The organism is Winogradskyella sp. SM1960 (assembly GCF_020179375.1).
GTDB classification, from domain to species: Bacteria; Bacteroidota; Bacteroidia; order Flavobacteriales; family Flavobacteriaceae; genus Winogradskyella; species Winogradskyella marina.
This window is the reverse complement of the sequence record NZ_JAICBG010000001.1, coordinates 783,592-800,686: the sequence shown is the minus strand read 5'-3', so window position 1 is coordinate 800,686 and position 17,095 is coordinate 783,592. Positions and strand designations below refer to the sequence as shown.

General features: G+C 33.7%; 15 protein-coding genes. 12 read left to right on the top strand and 3 right to left on the bottom strand.

All coding sequences use genetic code 11. The features are described from left to right. The first annotated feature begins 228 nt into the window (after window positions 1-228). The 12 genes from K1X16_RS03620 (at window position 229) to K1X16_RS03565 (ending at window position 14,697) form a co-directional block, all read left to right on the top strand. Entirely contained in the window at window positions 229-1,179 is a 951-nt protein-coding gene (locus K1X16_RS03620) for an O-antigen ligase family protein (protein WP_225035061.1), read from the top strand. Window positions 1,180-1,190: 11 nt separating this feature from the next. After that, a complete protein-coding gene (locus tag K1X16_RS03615) occupies window positions 1,191-1,772 on the top strand; it encodes an acyltransferase (RefSeq protein WP_225035060.1) in 582 nt (193 codons plus the stop codon). Window positions 1,773-1,784: 12 nt separating this feature from the next. Beyond that, window positions 1,785-2,906: a glycosyltransferase gene (locus K1X16_RS03610; protein ID WP_225035059.1), complete on the top strand. Its 1,122-nt coding sequence runs from the start codon at window positions 1,785-1,787 to the stop codon at window positions 2,904-2,906. 9 nt (window positions 2,907-2,915) lie between these two features. Beyond that, a complete protein-coding gene (locus K1X16_RS03605; RefSeq protein ID WP_225035058.1) occupies window positions 2,916-4,109 on the top strand; it encodes a glycosyltransferase in 1,194 nt (397 codons plus the stop codon). Beyond that, entirely contained in the window at window positions 4,085-6,223 is a 2,139-nt protein-coding gene (locus K1X16_RS03600) for a Gfo/Idh/MocA family oxidoreductase (protein WP_225035057.1), read from the top strand. Before K1X16_RS03605 ends, K1X16_RS03600 begins: the two co-directional genes overlap by 25 nt. Continuing rightward, window positions 6,204-7,406 carry a delta-aminolevulinic acid dehydratase gene (locus K1X16_RS03595; RefSeq protein ID WP_225035056.1) on the top strand — a complete coding sequence of 401 codons (1,203 nt, stop codon included), beginning with the start codon at window positions 6,204-6,206 and terminating at the stop codon, window positions 7,404-7,406. The genes K1X16_RS03600 and K1X16_RS03595 overlap by 20 nt, the downstream gene beginning before the upstream one ends. Window position 7,407: 1 nt before the next feature. Then, entirely contained in the window at window positions 7,408-8,106 is a 699-nt protein-coding gene (locus K1X16_RS03590; RefSeq protein WP_195869786.1) for a WecB/TagA/CpsF family glycosyltransferase, read from the top strand. A gap of 578 nt (window positions 8,107-8,684) precedes the next feature. After that, window positions 8,685-9,779 carry a non-hydrolyzing UDP-N-acetylglucosamine 2-epimerase gene (gene wecB, locus K1X16_RS03585; protein ID WP_225035055.1) on the top strand — a complete coding sequence of 365 codons (1,095 nt, stop codon included), beginning with the start codon at window positions 8,685-8,687 and terminating at the stop codon, window positions 9,777-9,779. A 115-nt stretch (window positions 9,780-9,894) separates the two neighbouring features. After that, the gene (locus K1X16_RS03580) at window positions 9,895-11,013 is read left to right on the top strand and encodes an MraY family glycosyltransferase (protein WP_225035054.1); all 1,119 of its coding nucleotides are present in this window, start codon (window positions 9,895-9,897) and stop codon (window positions 11,011-11,013) included. 66 nt (window positions 11,014-11,079) lie between these two features. Further along, window positions 11,080-11,841 carry a polysaccharide biosynthesis/export family protein gene (locus K1X16_RS03575; protein WP_225035053.1) on the top strand — a complete coding sequence of 254 codons (762 nt, stop codon included), beginning with the start codon at window positions 11,080-11,082 and terminating at the stop codon, window positions 11,839-11,841. A 4-nt stretch (window positions 11,842-11,845) separates the two neighbouring features. Then, window positions 11,846-14,182 (top strand): GumC family protein, encoded by a 2,337-nt coding sequence (locus K1X16_RS03570; protein ID WP_225035052.1) that lies wholly within the window; start codon window positions 11,846-11,848, stop codon window positions 14,180-14,182. Between the two features lie 95 nt (window positions 14,183-14,277). Next, entirely contained in the window at window positions 14,278-14,697 is a 420-nt protein-coding gene (locus K1X16_RS03565) for a CBS domain-containing protein (RefSeq protein WP_195869781.1), read from the top strand. A gap of 120 nt (window positions 14,698-14,817) precedes the next feature. Here K1X16_RS03565 and rpe read toward each other — a convergent pair whose 3' ends face one another. From rpe to K1X16_RS03550, 3 genes are all read right to left on the bottom strand, one after another. After that, window positions 14,818-15,480, bottom strand: coding sequence for a ribulose-phosphate 3-epimerase (rpe, locus tag K1X16_RS03560; protein WP_225035051.1), 663 nt, complete (start codon window positions 15,478-15,480; stop codon window positions 14,818-14,820). A 255-nt stretch (window positions 15,481-15,735) separates the two neighbouring features. Next, window positions 15,736-16,599: an RNA polymerase sigma factor RpoD/SigA gene (locus tag K1X16_RS03555; protein WP_173300852.1), complete on the bottom strand. Its 864-nt coding sequence runs from the start codon at window positions 16,597-16,599 to the stop codon at window positions 15,736-15,738. A 93-nt stretch (window positions 16,600-16,692) separates the two neighbouring features. After that, window positions 16,693-17,067 carry a hypothetical protein gene (locus K1X16_RS03550; RefSeq protein WP_195869779.1) on the bottom strand — a complete coding sequence of 125 codons (375 nt, stop codon included), beginning with the start codon at window positions 17,065-17,067 and terminating at the stop codon, window positions 16,693-16,695. Between the last annotated feature and the right edge of the window lie 28 nt (window positions 17,068-17,095).

Below are 17,095 nucleotides of genomic sequence, written 5' to 3'. Positions count from 1 at the left end.
ACAAAATATATATTATTTGGCTTTGTTCTGTTGACATTATTTCATTTTGAATCTTTAAGTATTGGTCCCGTGAAAGTATCGCATTTATGGAAAGGTTCTTTGCTAATGTTTTTGGTATTTAGTTTGTTACGTGGTAACGCTAAAACCGTGTTCATATACAAACCTCTTTTTATAATTTCTTTTTTACAAATAATAAATTTAGAATTTATAAATAATACGTTAAATGCAATGATTTCCTTTGGGACGTTATTAATAATTCCCTTAATAGGTGTGTATGTTCTTAAGTACTCTATACCTGAGTTAAAAAACGCACTTTTGTTTTTTGTCTCATTTTTTATTCTAGCTTTTGTACCTTATGAATTAGGTTTGTTAGATAGTATTGAGACTGGTTATAATTTAGAACAGTATGGATCGGATATATCTGGTGCAATCGGGCCTTTTCAAACAGTGCACTCAGCTTCCATGGCTTTAGGAGGTTCATTTTTAGTTGTACTCTATTTTATTTTAGATAAAGCGTTTAATCGTTTGTATTTATCAATGCTTTTAATTTTATGCTTTTATTTTTTGTTTAGTACTTATGTGCGTACAGGAATGGCAATGGCAACGGTTGGGTCAATGCCTATTGTTTATTATTTTGGTAAAAAAGAGTTGTCGACAAGAATTAGACTTATTTTTATTGGAGGATTAGTTACTTTTATGGTTAGTACTTGGGTATTATCAAATGAAATACTGCTAAATAGGATAACTGGTAAAACGCAACGAGGTGAAGAGTTAGATTCTGTTGAAACTATGGGTAGTGGAAGAGGTTCTTTGTGGCAATATGCAATTGAGGTATATTTGGAATCTAACGTCGTAGAACAACTAATAGGTCTTGGGCCGTCTGAAACATTAATTAGGATGTCAGGAAAGGCACATCATAAAGTATTTCCACATAACGGGTTTTTGCAAATTTTATTAGGTAATGGTTTAATAGGTTTAATTAGTTTGGTATATTATATGAGAAAAATATACGGAATAAGAAGAAAAACTCTAAAAGAACATTTTGTGTTAATTAATGGCATGTTATTCGCCTATTTTACAATGACACTCTTTCAAAACCATGAACTATTATATTTTCATATTCTTATGATGATATCAATAGCTATGTTTGTACAGAAATCTTTTATTATTAAAAAATAGACATATTAAAAATGAAGTTTTTAACACAAAAAACACTTAACAGATTTATTTATAGGCCTTTATTAAAACGAAAGTTAAATAAAGTAGGTCGTAATTTTAAATTAGGTTATTTTTCGGAAATAAATAATCCGCAATTTTTTTCATTTGGTGATTATTTTTATTCAGGTCCGTTCGCTAGTTTCAGCACAAATAAAAATAATTTAATTGAAATTGGAGATTGCGTTATTTTTGGTCCAAAGTGTTCCATTTATGGTGGTAATCACGATTTTTCTTTTGAAGGTTTTATTTTTCATAATGTGAATATTGAGCATATGAAAGGGATTATCAAGATTGAGAACGGTGTTTGGGTTGGAGCTAATACCACAATGTTAAGTGGAACTGAAATTGGGGAAGGTAGTGTAATTGGGGCTATGTCACTTGTTAATAAAAAAATACCACCTTTTGTTGTGGCAGGTGGAGTTCCCGTTAAAATTATTAAACCTAGATTTTCTACTGCAGACCAGATTAGTAATACTTTAAAAGTAACAAATAGTAAATATACACTAAAAGAAATATTAGAAATACACAAAAAACATGGTATTGAGTATTCTTAAAATTATAATCATATGTCAATGTTAATTCTTTTACTTGGAAATCCACTTAACCATGAAGGAGGTATGGTAGAATTCAATAAGGGTCTCATTTCAACGCTAAACTCTAAGGCAAAGAATTATAAGTTGCAACATTTTAGTATTGGTTCTAGGATGTCTTTGTTTTATTATCCTATCTTAAAAAGAATAGTTTATCCGTTATTATTGTTTATTGATCTTTTTCGATTGTCTTTTAAACTTTTTAATCGGGATATAAAAGTTTTACAGTTAAACCCTTCACTTATTCCTGTCCCATTAATTAGAGATGGAGTTGTGCAAATTTTGAATCGATGCTTGTTTAAGAAAAAAACTATTGTAGTTCTGCATGGTTGGAAACAGCATGTTTTCGAGAAAATAATGAACAATAAACTGTACTACGTACTTACTAAGCAGTTTTTTAAATCGGCAGATATTATTTTTGTCCTTTCTGAAGAATTCAAAACTAAGTTGATAAGTGTAGGCGTAGAGGGTTCACGAATAAAAGTGACAACAACATTTTTTTATAAAGACGCAATACATGAGTTATCATTAAATAAATCAAATGATAGTAAAGTGAATTTTATATATTTAGGTAGGGTGTCTAAATTAAAAGGAGTTTATGAGCTTATTAAAGCTTTTGAAATCGTTGCATGTAAATATAATAATTTTGTCTGCCAGATTGTAGGTCATGGTGATAAACCAAACACATTAGTTCATTACAGAAGTCTAATTGAAGATCTTCAATTACAAGGAAAAATATTAATTTTAGGTAGAAAAACAGGGATTGAGAAATACAAATTGTTGAGCTTATCAGATGTTTATATTTTACCTTCATACATGGAAGGTTGTCCAACTACTGCCATTGAAGCAATGGCCTCTGGTTTATTCACTATCTCAACCGATGTTGGTGCTTTAGATGATATAATTAATGATTTTAATGGTATTAAAGTTAAACCGAAGCAAATTATTGAATTAGCTGAAGGTATAATGAAAAGTATAGATGAAATTGAAACCTTACGAGCTAGGAAAAAACAAATTGCGCAAAATGCCTTAAATAATTATGAAGTTAATCAGATCGCTAGTCAATTTCATGAAGTTTATAGTTCACTAATTTCATAAATAATGAATATGAGAGTTTTTATTGTAAGCCCTACGGAGTCAGTTATAACTCAAAGAGGAAAAAGACATCCTAATTTAGCAAATTATTTGATTGAGAAAGGATATGAAGTTCACTATATCACGTCTACTATAAATCACGCTTCTAAAGAGTTGTTTACTGCGACAGACCTAAAAAATGGGCAGGAACAAGTGAGTTACCCTATTCATTTTATTGATGTAGGTTTGTATAAGACGAATATTAGTCCTAAACGTTTTTTTTGGAATATTAAATTTGCTTATAAGGTTTATAAGTACCTTAAAAAAATTGTCAGAAAGGAAGATATTGTACTTTTTCCTTCTCGTCCGCCTGAATTACCGTTTGTTGGTAAGCTTTTGAAGAAAAAATACAGTATAAAATTAGTTTTAGATATTGAAGATATTTGGCCAGATGCCTTTTTAATTAATAACAGAATTATTAAGTCAACTTTTTATTCGTATTGTAATGCCTTAAATTCTAGATCTGTACCTGCTTTTGATTCCGTGGTACATGTCTCACCAAGTTTTACAAAATGGTTTCAAAGATATGCGCCAGAGAGAACTTCAATATTTACGCCTTTAGGAATTACATGTCTTGAAGATAATACTGAAGGTAAAAAATTTTATGCTTCCGAACCAAAACAATTTAAGCTGTTTTACGGTGGTACTTTAACGTTACAGTTTGATATTATGCCAGTTCTAAAAGCGATGCAGAAGTCTAAGCTGAATTTTTCAATTACCTTAGCTGGTGATAATGGGAGTGGAGAAAGAGCAAAAATGGTTAAGGAGTTTATAGAATTAAACAATATTGACCACAGGAATCTAGGACTTTTAAATAAAAAGGACTTTATCAAACAATTAGGAAATTCTGATATTGCCATTCTACCGATGATTTCTGGAGGTTTGCCAAAAAAATTCTTTGATGCTTTAGGTAGCTATAAACCTATATTGTGTTTAGGAGAAGGAGGAGCATACCAAGAGGTGAAGAAATATGACTTAGGTTGGACAACAAGTTTTAAAGATGAAGATGTTTTAAATGTTCTAAATATGATAAATATTGATGTTCTCAATTATAAAATTAATAATATTGCAAACCATAGACATAAATATTTAGAGCAGCACTCATTGAAAATAATACGCGATGAGATTTTAAAACTATACAAATGCAACAACTCACACAAAAGCTAGGTTCTGGCGATATGATTATTCAAGAGGTGCCTTATCCACAATTAGGAAAAGGGATGGTGATCGTTAAAAATCACTATTCTATTATTAGTGCTGGTACAGAGGGGTCTACAGTCGTAGCAGCTCGTAAAAGTTTACTTGGTAAGGCCAAAGAGCGTCCGCAACAAGTAAAGCAAGTTATTGATACCTTAAAGAAACAAGGTCCAATTCAGACGTACAGAGCTGTGATGAAAAAACTAGACGCGTATTCTCCATTAGGGTATAGTTGTGCCGGTGAAGTCATTGAGGTTGGTGAAGGCGTTACCGAATTTGAAGTCGGTGATAAAGTGGCTTGCGCAGGCGTGGGTTATGCTAATCATGCAGAGATTGTTTCAGTACCAATTAATCTTTGTGTAAAATTGGAAAACGAAGCTAACCTAAAAGACGCCGCATACAATACCTTAGGTGCTATATCAATGCAAGGCGTGCGTCAGGCAGATATGCGTTTAGGAGAATCTTGTGTGGTTATTGGTTTAGGTTTATTAGGTCAATTAGCCGCTTTAATATTAAAAGCTTCTGGTGTTACAGTGATCGGAATCGATGTCTCTGAAGCAGCAGTAAAAAAAGCAGTAAATAATAATGTGGTCGATTTAGGGTTAACCAGAAATGCAGCTGGAGTAGAAGAACAAATTCAAAACGCCACCAATGGTTATGGCGCAGATGCCGTAATTATTGCAGCAGCTACACCGAGTCTCGATCCAATCAATTTTGCAGGAGCTATTGCACGTAAAAAAGGAAAAGTGATTGTTTTAGGTGCTGTACCAACTGGTTTTGAGCGTGATCCATTTTGGTATCGTAAGGAGTTGGAACTAAAAATGGCCTGTTCTTATGGTCCTGGGCGTTACGATTTAAATTACGAAGAAAAAGGAATCGACTATCCTTTGCCTTATGTACGTTGGACAGAAAAACGAAACATGGAAGCGTTTCAAAATTTAATCGCGACCAAAAAAATAGATATCGATTACTTAACAACGCACGAGTTTGCCTTTGATAATGCGAAGGATGCCTTCGATTTAGTAGTGTCTAAAGCAGAACCATTTACAGGTATCGCCTTAAAATACAATACTGAAAAAACAGCCAATAAAACTAAAATTCCTACTGGTGAAACAGAACAATTAGGAAAAATAAACATCTCATTTATTGGTGCCGGTAGTTACGCACAAGGAAATTTACTACCAAATATTCCAGAAACCAATGATGTGGCTAGAGTAGGCGTTTTGACTAATACAGGAACAACCTCGAAACGTGTGGCTGAAAAATTTAAGTTTCAATTCTGTGCAACAGAAGAAGCAGATGTGTTAGACGATAAAACCAATACGGTTTTTGTAGCGACACGTCACGATTCTCATGGTCCTTACGTTTTAAAAAGTCTAAAGGCAAACAAAAATGTGTTTGTTGAAAAACCAATATGCTTATTAGAGTCCGAATTACAAGACATCATAGAAGCCCAATCAGAATCTAAAAATGCGGTGATGATTGGTTTTAATAGACGTTTTTCGCCTTTAACACAAAAACTTAAAAAGGCGATTGGTAATAACCCTATGACCATGTTATATAGAATTAATGCGGGTGCCATTCCTGGTGACACATGGATTCAAGATTTAGAAATTGGAGGTGGGCGTGTATTAGGTGAAGTATGTCACTTTATTGATTATTTAACCTATCTTAATGGAAGTTTGCCAACTAAAGTATCAGCATCAGCCTTACCAGATGCCAATAAATTGAATGATACTTTAAATATTTTAATTCAATTTGAAAACGGATCTTCTGGAGTTGTAGCCTATTATGCTAACGGATCTAAATCCATGACTAAAGAATATGTTGAGGTGTTTTCTGCCGGGCTTTCAGCAACCTTAAATGACTTTAAAGAACTAAAGATTTACAGTAAAGGCAAACCTAAAAAAGATAAGATTTTCAATCAAAATAAAGGTCAGAAAGAAATGGTTGAAGCTTTTGTTAATGGATTATTAACCGATGGCAAAGCACCAATTCCTTTTGAAGAAATCGTAGCGGTGACCAAAGCATCATTTAAAGTTTTAGAATCTGTAAAACGTGGAGGTGAGCAAGTTGAAATCTAATATCACATCAAGTTTTAAAAAGCTAAAGAGCTATTGTGAAGCTGAAAACTTTAAAGGTTGGGATCCTTACGATGGGATGAACTCAAAGGTGTTTCAAGCCTTACCATTAAAGCATTGGGATTTAGCACGATTAGCTTGGATTCAAGGATTTAAGCGTAGTCCTATTAATTTCAGGAAGCTGCTTTTAGTGCCTAAAGAACATAATACGAAAGGCTTAGCATTATTTCTTTTAGGCTATTGTCGCTTGTATAAGTTAGCAGAAACTGGTAACCAAGATTTCGGAACTAAAGACCAAATTTTAACGCGTATAAATGAACTTTCGGACTTATTGTTAAGTCTTAGGTCTAAAGGCTATTCGGGGTCAGCTTGGGGGTATAATTTCGATTGGCAAGCCAGACGATTGTTTTTGTTTAAAAAATATACACCAACCGTTGTAGCGACTTGTTTTTGTGTAGAAGCGTTGTTAGAAGCTTATGAAATTACTAAAAATGAAACCGTTTTAAAAGAAACGTTAACAGCTGCAGATTTTGTGGTTAACGATTTATCGAGAACAAAACACGGTAACGGAATTATTTTTTCTTACAGTGTACGCGATGGTAATAATACCGTGATTAACGCGTCCTTATTAGGGGCTAAGATTTTAAGCTATTCGTACAAATACACAAAAAATCAAGAACATGCAGGTTTAGCTAAGAAAGCAGTTATTGCGGCTTGCGAATTACAAAGTGAAGATGGTTCCTGGATTTATGGCTTATTGCCTGTACAATCTTGGATCGATTCTTTTCACACAGGATTCAATTTAGATGCTATTAAAACCTATCAGCAAAATACTGGAGATAAAAGTTTCCAATCCAATTTGGATAAAGGTTTAAAATACTATTTAGAAAATTTCTTTGGAGACAATGGGATGCCAAAATATTACCACGATAAAACATTTCCAATAGATATCCATTGTCCAGCGCAAGTCATTGTCACCTTATCTAAGATGAAAGCGTTTCAACCTAATAAAGCTTTACTTTCTAAAGTGTTACATTGGACGATTGATAATATGCAACATAAAAAAGGCTACTTTTATTATCAATATAGGCAAGGCATGAGTTCTAAAATATCCTATATGCGGTGGTCTAATGCCTTTATGTTTAATGCTATGGCGCATTATTTACTAGAAACAAAACCTAAATAATATGGAGGCTAAGTCCTTAAACGGAGTCGTAACGTTTGCTCCAACATCCAGAAAAGAATTAATGCAATATGCCTTTGATAACCATAAAATTATGGTGGCTGTTAATGCTGAGAAAATTTTGCATGCTACAGACGAAAGTAGAGCACTAATCAATAGAAATATGGGCTATCCAGATGGTATTGGTGCAGTTTGGGCTTTACAGAAAAAAGGGGCAGGAAAAGTAGTCAAAATTCCAGGTTGTGAATTGTGGCTAGATGTTGTTCAGAATTATTACAAAACAAAATCGTTCTACTTAGTGGGTGGAAAACAAGCGGTTATTGAAGAGACGGTTTCTAAACTGAAATCCGAATATGAAGACATCAATATTTGCAATTATAGAAATGGCTATATTAAAACCGAAGCTGAGGAATTAGCCTTAATCGAAGATATTAAAAAGCACAATCCAGATGTGATCTTCGTGGCTATGGGTTCGCCAAAGCAAGAGTTATTAATGGAGCGCATCCAAAAAGAACATCAAGCCGTATATCAAGGCCTCGGTGGTAGTTTTGATGTGTTTACAGGCAATGTAAAACGCGCGCCAAAATGGTGGGTGAAAAACAATATGGAATGGACGTACAGATTAATTAGTCAACCATCAAGAATAAAAAGACAGATTCATTTGGTTCGTTTTTTTGTTAATTTGCATTTAAATCGTTATTAAAACAATGCATTTTGGTATATAAAATTCATAATATATATAATCGTCTAAAAAATAAAATTTTAATTGATTAAATTGTCCCCTTGAGGATTGGTGAGAAACGAAATATACTTTGTTTAGAAGCTACTGAGCGAAGCGCATTAGGGGTGTTTTTGGTTTCTTGATTGAAAGAGTCTTTTAAGGGGGAGTTTTGAGAAGTGAGTGATGGACAGTTAACAGTAATCACCTTTGCACCTTAGCATCTTTGCGTGAAAAAAAAGAGAAGTGGTATAAGTGATTAGTTTTTAGAGAGGAGTCATAAAAGCCAAGCCGATAAATAATAACACCTATATAAGAAAACCTATAATGTTAGTTTTAATGTTAGCTTTGTGCTTAGCTAAGAAAAATAAATAAAAGACCTAAAATACGAGGCTATAGATACTCCGTGCTAACTCCGTACTAACTCCGTAGTTACTCCGTAGGTAGTGTAGAGTTCATAAATCAATTTAAAATAAGAGCTTTTAATTGAAGTTAAGTCGAGATTCTAGACTCTAAAAGCAGATCAATCTAGCATTAAAATAAAAAAATAAAAACATAAAAACATGTACAACATCACAATAATAGCCGGTGCCAGACCAAATTTCATGAAGATTGCTCCAATCATTCATGCCATTCAAAAAGCAAAACAAGACCATGGAGATATGGATTATCGTTTAGTGCATACCGGTCAGCATTATGATAAAAATATGTCGGGCAGCTTTTTCGAGCAATTAGAAATTCCTGAGCCACATGTTAATCTAGAGTGCAGTGGTGGTACACAAGCAGAACAAACGGCGGCAATTATGGTTAATTTTGAAAAGGAATTAATGGCAAACCCTGCTGATTTGGTTTTGGTGGTTGGTGATGTAACCTCTACTATGGCGTGTGCGTTAGTCGCTCAAAAATTACACACTAAAGTGGCGCATGTCGAAGGAGGGATTCGTTCAGATGATTGGTCTATGCCTGAAGAAATAAACAGGCTAGTAACCGATAGCATTACGAACTACTTTTTTACAACTTCAGAAACAGCGAATACCAATTTAAAGCAAAGTGGAGTAAAAGACGATCAGATATTTTTCGTAGGAAACACCATGATTGATACCTTGTTAAAACAGCGCCCTAATTTTACACAACCTAAAGTTTGGAATGAATTAGGATTAGACGAAGGGAATTATATCGTAATGACACTTCATAGGCCAGCTAATGTAGATGAGGAATCGCAGTTGAAAGATATGATTGATGAAATTATTGCGAATACCCAAGATTTGCCATTAGTTTTTCCTGTACATCCACGAACTGCTAAAATTTTAGAACGTCTTCATATTAGCCATTCAAGATTACATACGGTTGAGCCTTTAAGCTATTTAGAATTTAATTATTTAGTTGAAAGAGCCAAGGCAGTGATTACAGATTCAGGAGGTATTACAGAGGAAGCTTCCGTAATGCGCGTACCATGTTTAACCTTGCGAGATAACACGGAACGCCCAGAAACCATAACTCTAGGAACTAATGAATTAGTAGGTACAAATCCTGATAATTTAAAACCTTATTTAAACCGATTATTCTCGGGTGATTGGAAAAAAGGACAAGATATCCCGCTTTGGGATGGTAAAACTGCCGAGCGTATCATAGCTGTTCTAAATCAAATAAATCTTTAATGTTAACTTATAACCATTTTTTGTTTGCGCAAGCTGATATAATTATTTGCTCTTGATTATAAATTGTATCTTGCACCCACTTTAATCGATATAAATAGCTTTATATCTATAACCTATGATAAAAACATTAGTAGATAGTTTTAGTCCTGAAGATAATATTGTTCTGTGGTTAATAGCGGCCCTTGTATTGGCTTTTATTATTGCTTATAGGACATTTCCTACAATCTTATATGTTTCAAACGAAAAGCATCTTATGGATGAGCCCGATAGTAGAAGTCTGCACGCTAACAGAACTCCGACCTTGGGAGGTATCGGTATTTTTTTAGGGGTTATCGTTGTGATGACAATTGTCGGTGCCTTTTTAAATACTAAAGTGTTGCTTTTGGTTATGGGCGGCTTAACGGTTCTGTTTTTCTTAGGCTTAAAAGATGATCTTACTGTTTTGTCACCAGGCAAAAAATTAATAGGCCAATTATTTGTAGCAACCTTACTTATCGTGTTTACGGATACACGTATTATTGGTTTTTCAAGTATTTTAGATGTATACACACTTCCGTACTGGGTGTCTGCAGCGTTTACTCTATTTGTGTATATATTAATTATTAATGCTTATAATCTTATCGATGGTGTGGATGGATTAGCCGGAACTATTGCATTAACCGTTAGTGCTATTTTTGTATATCTTTTTGTCAATGGACAAAATTTGAGCTTAGCGACCATTGCTATTGCGCTTTGCGGCTCGTTGTTGGCATTTCTACGGTTCAATTTTTCGAGAAGTAAGAAAATATTTATGGGAGATACAGGGTCTATGATAATCGGCTTTTTATTAGCGTTCTTTACAATTAGTTTTATCAATATGGCACAAATAGATGAAACATCAGAGTACTATAGAGCTTCTCCGGCATTAGCTTTTGCCTTATTGTTTTATCCATTTATAGATACCTTACGTATTTTCTTTATTAGAATAGTAATACATAAAACAAGCCCTTTTAAGGCCGATAAGAATCATATCCATCATTGGTTTATTAGAATTGGCTATAGTCATTTAATGACCACTATCATAATATCTAGCTTTAATTTTATCATTGTATGTATCGCTTTTAATTTGGTACATTTAAACTTAAACACACAGATTATTTGTCTCTTATTCTATGGGATAGTCCTCTATCTTATGCCTTTTGGATTACATAAAATTAAGAATAGCACTAAGAATATTGAAGATGGTGCGGGTTAATTAGACTCAAGGTTTTGTTGGTACCTTAAATGCAGTTATATTTGCCGACTACTAAAATATATTTCAATGAAATTTAAAACATTAGGCCTATTATGTCTTTTCATATTAGCATCTTGTGCGTCTAAAAAAGAAGTTCTTTATTTACAAGATATAGACACGAAAGGTGTAGGTGAGGTTGCGTATCAATCACCAAATATTCAGCCCAATGATATTTTAAAAATAACAATTCAGAGTTTAGAACCAGAAGCAGCATTACCTTATAATAAAAGTGTTGTTCAAGGAGTACAGGCTCAGAACTTAGATATAATGAAGTTAGACGGTTATGTCGTTAATTTAGACCGTACGATTGTATTGCCTGTCTTAGGGCAAATATCGACTCAAAATAAGACTACTCAAGAGCTAGCAGCTTTTATTAGCAGCAAATTAATAACAGAAGGCCATTTATCGGATGCTAGAGTTAATGTGCGTTTGATTAATGCTAAAGTTACAATATTAGGTGAAGTAAATCAACCTGGAACAATTAATTATACCGAGCCCAATATGACACTGTTACAGGCTTTGGGTTATGCAGGTGACTTAACTATTAATGGAAAACGAGATGATATATTGATAACTAGAGAGGTCGATGGAGTGCGTAAAATATCACATGTCGATTTAACATCTGCTGAGTTTATGAATAGTGAATTCTATTTTATTAAACCCAATGACCACATTATTGTTAATCCTAATAATCCTAAAGTGAAAAGTGCGGGTTTTGTAAAAGATATAGGAACGGTATTAACCATTGCCTCTTTAGCATTGAGTATAACTATTTTATTGACGAGATAACTGTATGGATAATTCTTTTAACACTATGAATGCGTTTGATACAGAAGATAGTATAGACTTAAAACAAGAGCTTAGACGCTATTTGCGTTATTGGCCATGGTTTGTATTTACTGTAATGTTGCTATTAATAGGGGCTTATTTATACTTAAGATATGCTCCACGTATTTTTGAAACCTATGCAAAAGTAAAAATATTAGATGAATCGGAAGGTTTAGAGCTGCCAACATCAGCCTTTATATTTAAAAGAAGTAATATAAATTTAGAGAATGAAAAAGAGATTTTAACGTCTTATCTCATCATGAATCGTGTAGTTAGGGAGCTTAATTTAAACACGAGTTTTTATGAGGAAGGAACAATACAAACCTCACAAATTGAAACTTTACCATTTACGTTTAAGCAAATAATAGAGCCTGATAGTATTACAAAAACTATATCTTATAAAATAAATGTTAAAGCTAACGGACTTGAAATTATAGATGTTGATACAGAAGAAGTCTTTTCTTTTTCGGAACACTCTACACTAAATAGTGATACCAATTTACCTTTTGAAATAAGTTTACGTTCCGAGGCTTCGGAAAAGGATATTATTGGAAAAACATTTCTTATAAATTTTAAATCCATTAAAAATGTGGCTCTAGGCTTAAAAGCTAAAATTGGGGTTGAAGCTATTGGAGAGCAGAGTGATTTACTTAAATTAGTCATTACAGGTGAGAGTAAGGAGTTGTCTGAAAAAATATTAAACACCCTAATGGATGAGTTTAATAGAGACGGCATTTATGACAGACAGTTAGTCTCTAAACGCACCTTAGATTTTATAGATGAACGGTTTGTGTTTCTAGAACAAGAATTAGATTCTATTGAAGTGAATCGTCAAGACTTTAAGCAAAGCAATAATATTGTTGATATCATTGCTGATGCGGAACTTGGACTTGAACAACGGGCGCAATCTGATGAGGAATTGTTCCGTATTGAACACCAGTTAACATTGTCTGACCTCTTAGAAAATGCATTAAAAAATAATACTGAATCCGATTTATTACCGGCAAATATTGGTATTGAGAATTCTAGTATTAATGTGCTAATAACGGATTACAATAGTGCCGTAATTAACAGAGATAGATATTTAAGTAGTGGTGGGGCAAATAACCCTATAGTGCAGAAAGCCGTAACCCAAGTAGAGAATTTAAAAGCTAATCTCAATAGATCCTTAGAAACCTATTCCAATCAGCTTGAAGCGTCACGACAACAATTGAGCTCAAGAAACCGAAGATTTAGTGGTACGGTATCGCAAATCCCTGAAAAGGAGAAACTGTTAAGAGCCATTAACAGGCAACAAAAAATTAAAGAAAGTCTCTATCTTTTATTATTACAGAAAAGAGAAGAGGCCGCTATCAATTTGGCAATTACGGAGCCTTCTATAAAAGTTGTAGAATATGCTTTGACAGGGGGGAATCCTATTTCACCAAAATCCAATATCATTTACGCAGGAGCACTTTTAGGAGGACTATTGATCCCTTTTGGAATTCTATATCTTATGTTTATGTTAGATACGAAATTACATGGCAAAGATGATATCACGAAGGTCAGTTCTAAGATCCCTGTAATTGGTGAAATTCCATTTAAGAAAAATAAAGAAGATGTCGTGTTTGATGATCCTGATTCGCGTTCGGCATTAGCAGAGTCCTTTAGAATATTAAGTTCTAATGTAGATTATATTTTACCAGTGAAGGATGATCATAAGGCGAAAGTTATATATTGTACATCAACAATAAAAGGGGAAGGCAAAACCTATGTAAGTATTAATTTGTCTTTAGCTTTATCTAGTATCAATAAAAAAGTGCTTTTAATTGGTGCCGATTTAAGAAACCCACAAATTCATACACATATTAAGCAAGATAAACACAATCCTGGTTTGTCTAATTACCTCCATGATGGCAACTTTAATTGGAGAGACGGTTTAAGAAAAGGTTTCGATAAACATCCGAACCATGACATACTGTTGTCTGGCGACATTCCGCCTAATCCAGCACATTTATTAACGAATGGTCGTTTTACAAAACTCATAGAGGAGGCTAAAGATGAATACGACTATATAATTGTGGATACAGCACCTACAATACTTGTTACTGACACTTTATTGATCTCTCAATTAGCGGATGCAACCATTTACCTAGTTCGTGCTGATTACACGGAAAAAAACCTGTTGAAATATTCGGTAGACTTGTCTGAAACCGGCAAGTTGAAAAATGTGGCTTATGTGGTTAACAGTGTGGGAGCAAGTAAATCTTACGGCTATGGGTATAACTATGGTTATAATTATGGCTACGGCAATAACGTTTAATGCCAAATTAGGTTTTGTTCGTTATGTGATATTTATCATGTTCTTTTTGAGCTTTATAAAGTACTTTTAATAGTGAATTATAAAACATAGAAGTCATGAGAAATACTGAACCAGTTTCTACAATAATGTCAACCAATATCATCGCTCTCAATAGAACAGATGAGCTTGAGACCGCAGAACTTTTATTTAAAAGACATAATATTAGACATATTCCGGTAGTTAAGGAAGGTGTTGTTATCGGTATGTTAAGCTATACGGATTTACTAAGAATTAGCTTTGCAGATGCGGTAGACGAAACCGAAACCGAAATTGAAGCCTTGGTCTACAATATGTTTACCATCGATCAGGTGATGGCTAAAAATGTAGTCACCGTGAACTCTAATGCAACCATAAAAGAGGTAGCTCAAATATTAGCTCAAAAGGAATTTCACGCGTTACCAGTAGTGGATAATGGTAGTATTGTGGGAATTGTAACAACAACAGATTTAATTAACTACTTATTAAAACAATTGTAAAATAAAGTTGTTAAAACCGTCCATTTGAGCGCAGTCTTATCAGTAGTCTATAGATTTTGGTATAGTCTCACGTAATAGATAAGTTTCCTTACTACTGAGTGGTTGCGGTTATTTCTGCTCTTAAGAATTAGCTAAATCCTTTAATGTTTTAATGGTTGTAGTTGGGTTGTTACTCTTAAAAATGTGGCTACCAGCAACAAAAGTATCAGCTCCAGCATCAACTAATGCTTTGATATTTTTATCTGTAACACCACCGTCAATTTCGATACGTGTATCTAGACCTTGTTCGTTTATCATTTTGCGAAGATTTTTCACACGTTTATAAGTGATGTCTTCAAACTGTTGTCCACCAAACCCAGGATTTATAGACATTAATAATATCATATAACACTCCGGAAGAATGTCTTCTAAAACCGTAAGAGGAGTAGTAATATTAAGAACAATACCAGCTTTACAACCGGCATCTTTTATTTGTCTTAATGTTCTATGTAAATGAACCGTAGATTCGTAATGAACCGTAATAATATCTGCACCAACTTTAGCAAATTCTTCAATATACCGTTCAGGTTTTTCAATCATGAGGTGAACGTCTAATGGTTTCGTTGCATGCTTTTTTATCGCTGCAATAACTGGCATTCCATAAGATATATTAGGCACAAAATGTCCGTCCATTACATCAATATGAAACCAATCTGCATCACTGTTATTAACCATTTCGGTATCGCGTTGAAGATTGCCAAAATCGGCAGCTAACATGGAAGGAGCAATTAATTTTGTAGCCATTGTATAAGGTTTATTTAAGGTTTGTGCAAAGGTAATTAAAATGTGAGGTTATTTTGTCATTGAAGTAAAAAACAAAAGGAGATTGTGCTCTTAAGCCCAATTAGTTTAGCTGTTTGGTTTTTAACAAAACCAAAGTTGTACTAAAAAGTGAACCCACGGTAATCAGCCGTGGGTTCTTTCATCAATCAAAAAACGAACAGTTATGTTTGTAACTGTTGTTACTATTATTAGGTTGGTCGTTAAAGATACGTTTTCCTAACCTAAATATGTTTTTAATATTTTACTTCTAGACGTATGTTTTAATCGTCTAATTGCTTTTTCTTTTATTTGTCTTACACGCTCACGTGTTAAATCGAATGTTTCTCCAATTTCTTCAAGAGTCATTGGGTGTTGGCTTGCTAAACCAAAATACAAACGAATAACATCAGCTTCACGAGGTGTTAATGTTTCTAATGCACGTTCAATCTCAGTTCGTAAAGATTCGTGTAATAAATCTTTATCCGGATTTGGTGATTCACCACTTCGTAAGACGTCATATAAGTTAGAATCTTCACCTTCTACTAAAGGTGCATCCATACTAACGTGACGGCCAGAATTTTTCATAGACTCTTTAACATCGTTAATAGTCATGTCTAATTCTTTTGCGATTTCTTCCGCTGATGGCGGGCGCTCATGGCTTTGCTCTAAAAAAGCAAAAGTCTTGTTGATTTTATTAATAGAACCAATTTTGTTTAATGGTAAACGTACAATACGAGACTGTTCAGCTAAGGCTTGAAGTATCGATTGACGAATCCACCAAACAGCATAAGATATAAATTTAAAACCACGTGTTTCATCAAAACGTTGTGCGGCCTTTATTAAACCTAAATTACCTTCATTAATTAAATCTGGTAATGTTAATCCTTGATTTTGATACTGTTTTGCAACAGATACCACAAAACGTAGGTTAGCTTTCGTTAACTTTTCTAAAGCAATTTGATCGCCAGCTTTTATACGTTGAGCTAATTCTACCTCTTCGTCTGCTGTAATAAGATCTACCTTACCAATTTCTTGTAAGTATTTGTCTAACGATGCAGTTTCCCTATTGGTAACCTGCTTGGTAATTTTAAGCTGTCTCATTTATTTTTAAGATTTGTGCAATGTCACAACACCATGTTGCTTTTATTATACGTAATAAAGCATCGAAATGTTACACAATACTAATAAAAAAAATTAAATCTTTAAGAGTTTAACGGTATCTAGGTTTATTGCGTCTACAGTTTCATTGGTAAACTTATAATGGCCTCGCATGGTTATTAACCTAAAGCGGTACGATTTAATTTGGCTTAAGGTGTTTAAAAATAACCATTTGGATTTTAATAGTCTCGGTTTTTCAGATTTCAAGCTTAAATCAAATATGTGCTTGCGGCCTTCCTTTTCTGCAACTATATCTGGAGTAACGTCAATGTCACTCCCTTTTTTACGATATGATTTAGGGGACTCGTAGCCATCAAAATCGGCTTTAATATTAGAGTATCCTAATTTTTCAAGGTAAGATATTGAGTTGCTTAATTCTTCCGCGTATTTAATTTTGTCTTGTGTGATCATAACCTTTATTATAAGGAATTTTCATCTA

Excerpts from the sequence above, each read along its gene's own strand:
- K1X16_RS03620 (WP_225035061.1), top strand. The coding sequence starts at position 229 with ATGATTTCCTTTGGGACGTTATTAATAATTCCCTTAATAGGTGTGTAT.
- K1X16_RS03615 (WP_225035060.1), top strand. The coding sequence starts at position 1,191 with ATGAAGTTTTTAACACAAAAAACACTTAACAGATTTATTTATAGGCCT.
- K1X16_RS03610 (WP_225035059.1), top strand. The coding sequence starts at position 1,785 with ATGTCAATGTTAATTCTTTTACTTGGAAATCCACTTAACCATGAAGGA.
- K1X16_RS03605 (WP_225035058.1), top strand. The coding sequence starts at position 2,916 with ATGAGAGTTTTTATTGTAAGCCCTACGGAGTCAGTTATAACTCAAAGA.
- K1X16_RS03600 (WP_225035057.1), top strand. The coding sequence starts at position 4,085 with ATGCAACAACTCACACAAAAGCTAGGTTCTGGCGATATGATTATTCAA.
- K1X16_RS03590 (WP_195869786.1), top strand. The coding sequence starts at position 7,408 with ATGGAGGCTAAGTCCTTAAACGGAGTCGTAACGTTTGCTCCAACATCC.
- wecB (WP_225035055.1), top strand. The coding sequence starts at position 8,685 with ATGTACAACATCACAATAATAGCCGGTGCCAGACCAAATTTCATGAAG.
- K1X16_RS03580 (WP_225035054.1), top strand. The coding sequence starts at position 9,895 with ATGATAAAAACATTAGTAGATAGTTTTAGTCCTGAAGATAATATTGTT.
- K1X16_RS03575 (WP_225035053.1), top strand. The coding sequence starts at position 11,080 with ATGAAATTTAAAACATTAGGCCTATTATGTCTTTTCATATTAGCATCT.
- K1X16_RS03570 (WP_225035052.1), top strand. The coding sequence starts at position 11,846 with ATGGATAATTCTTTTAACACTATGAATGCGTTTGATACAGAAGATAGT.
- K1X16_RS03565 (WP_195869781.1), top strand. The coding sequence starts at position 14,278 with ATGAGAAATACTGAACCAGTTTCTACAATAATGTCAACCAATATCATC.
- rpe (WP_225035051.1), bottom strand. The coding sequence starts at position 15,480 with ATGGCTACAAAATTAATTGCTCCTTCCATGTTAGCTGCCGATTTTGGC.
- K1X16_RS03555 (WP_173300852.1), bottom strand. The coding sequence starts at position 16,599 with ATGAGACAGCTTAAAATTACCAAGCAGGTTACCAATAGGGAAACTGCA.
- K1X16_RS03550 (WP_195869779.1), bottom strand. The coding sequence starts at position 17,067 with ATGATCACACAAGACAAAATTAAATACGCGGAAGAATTAAGCAACTCA.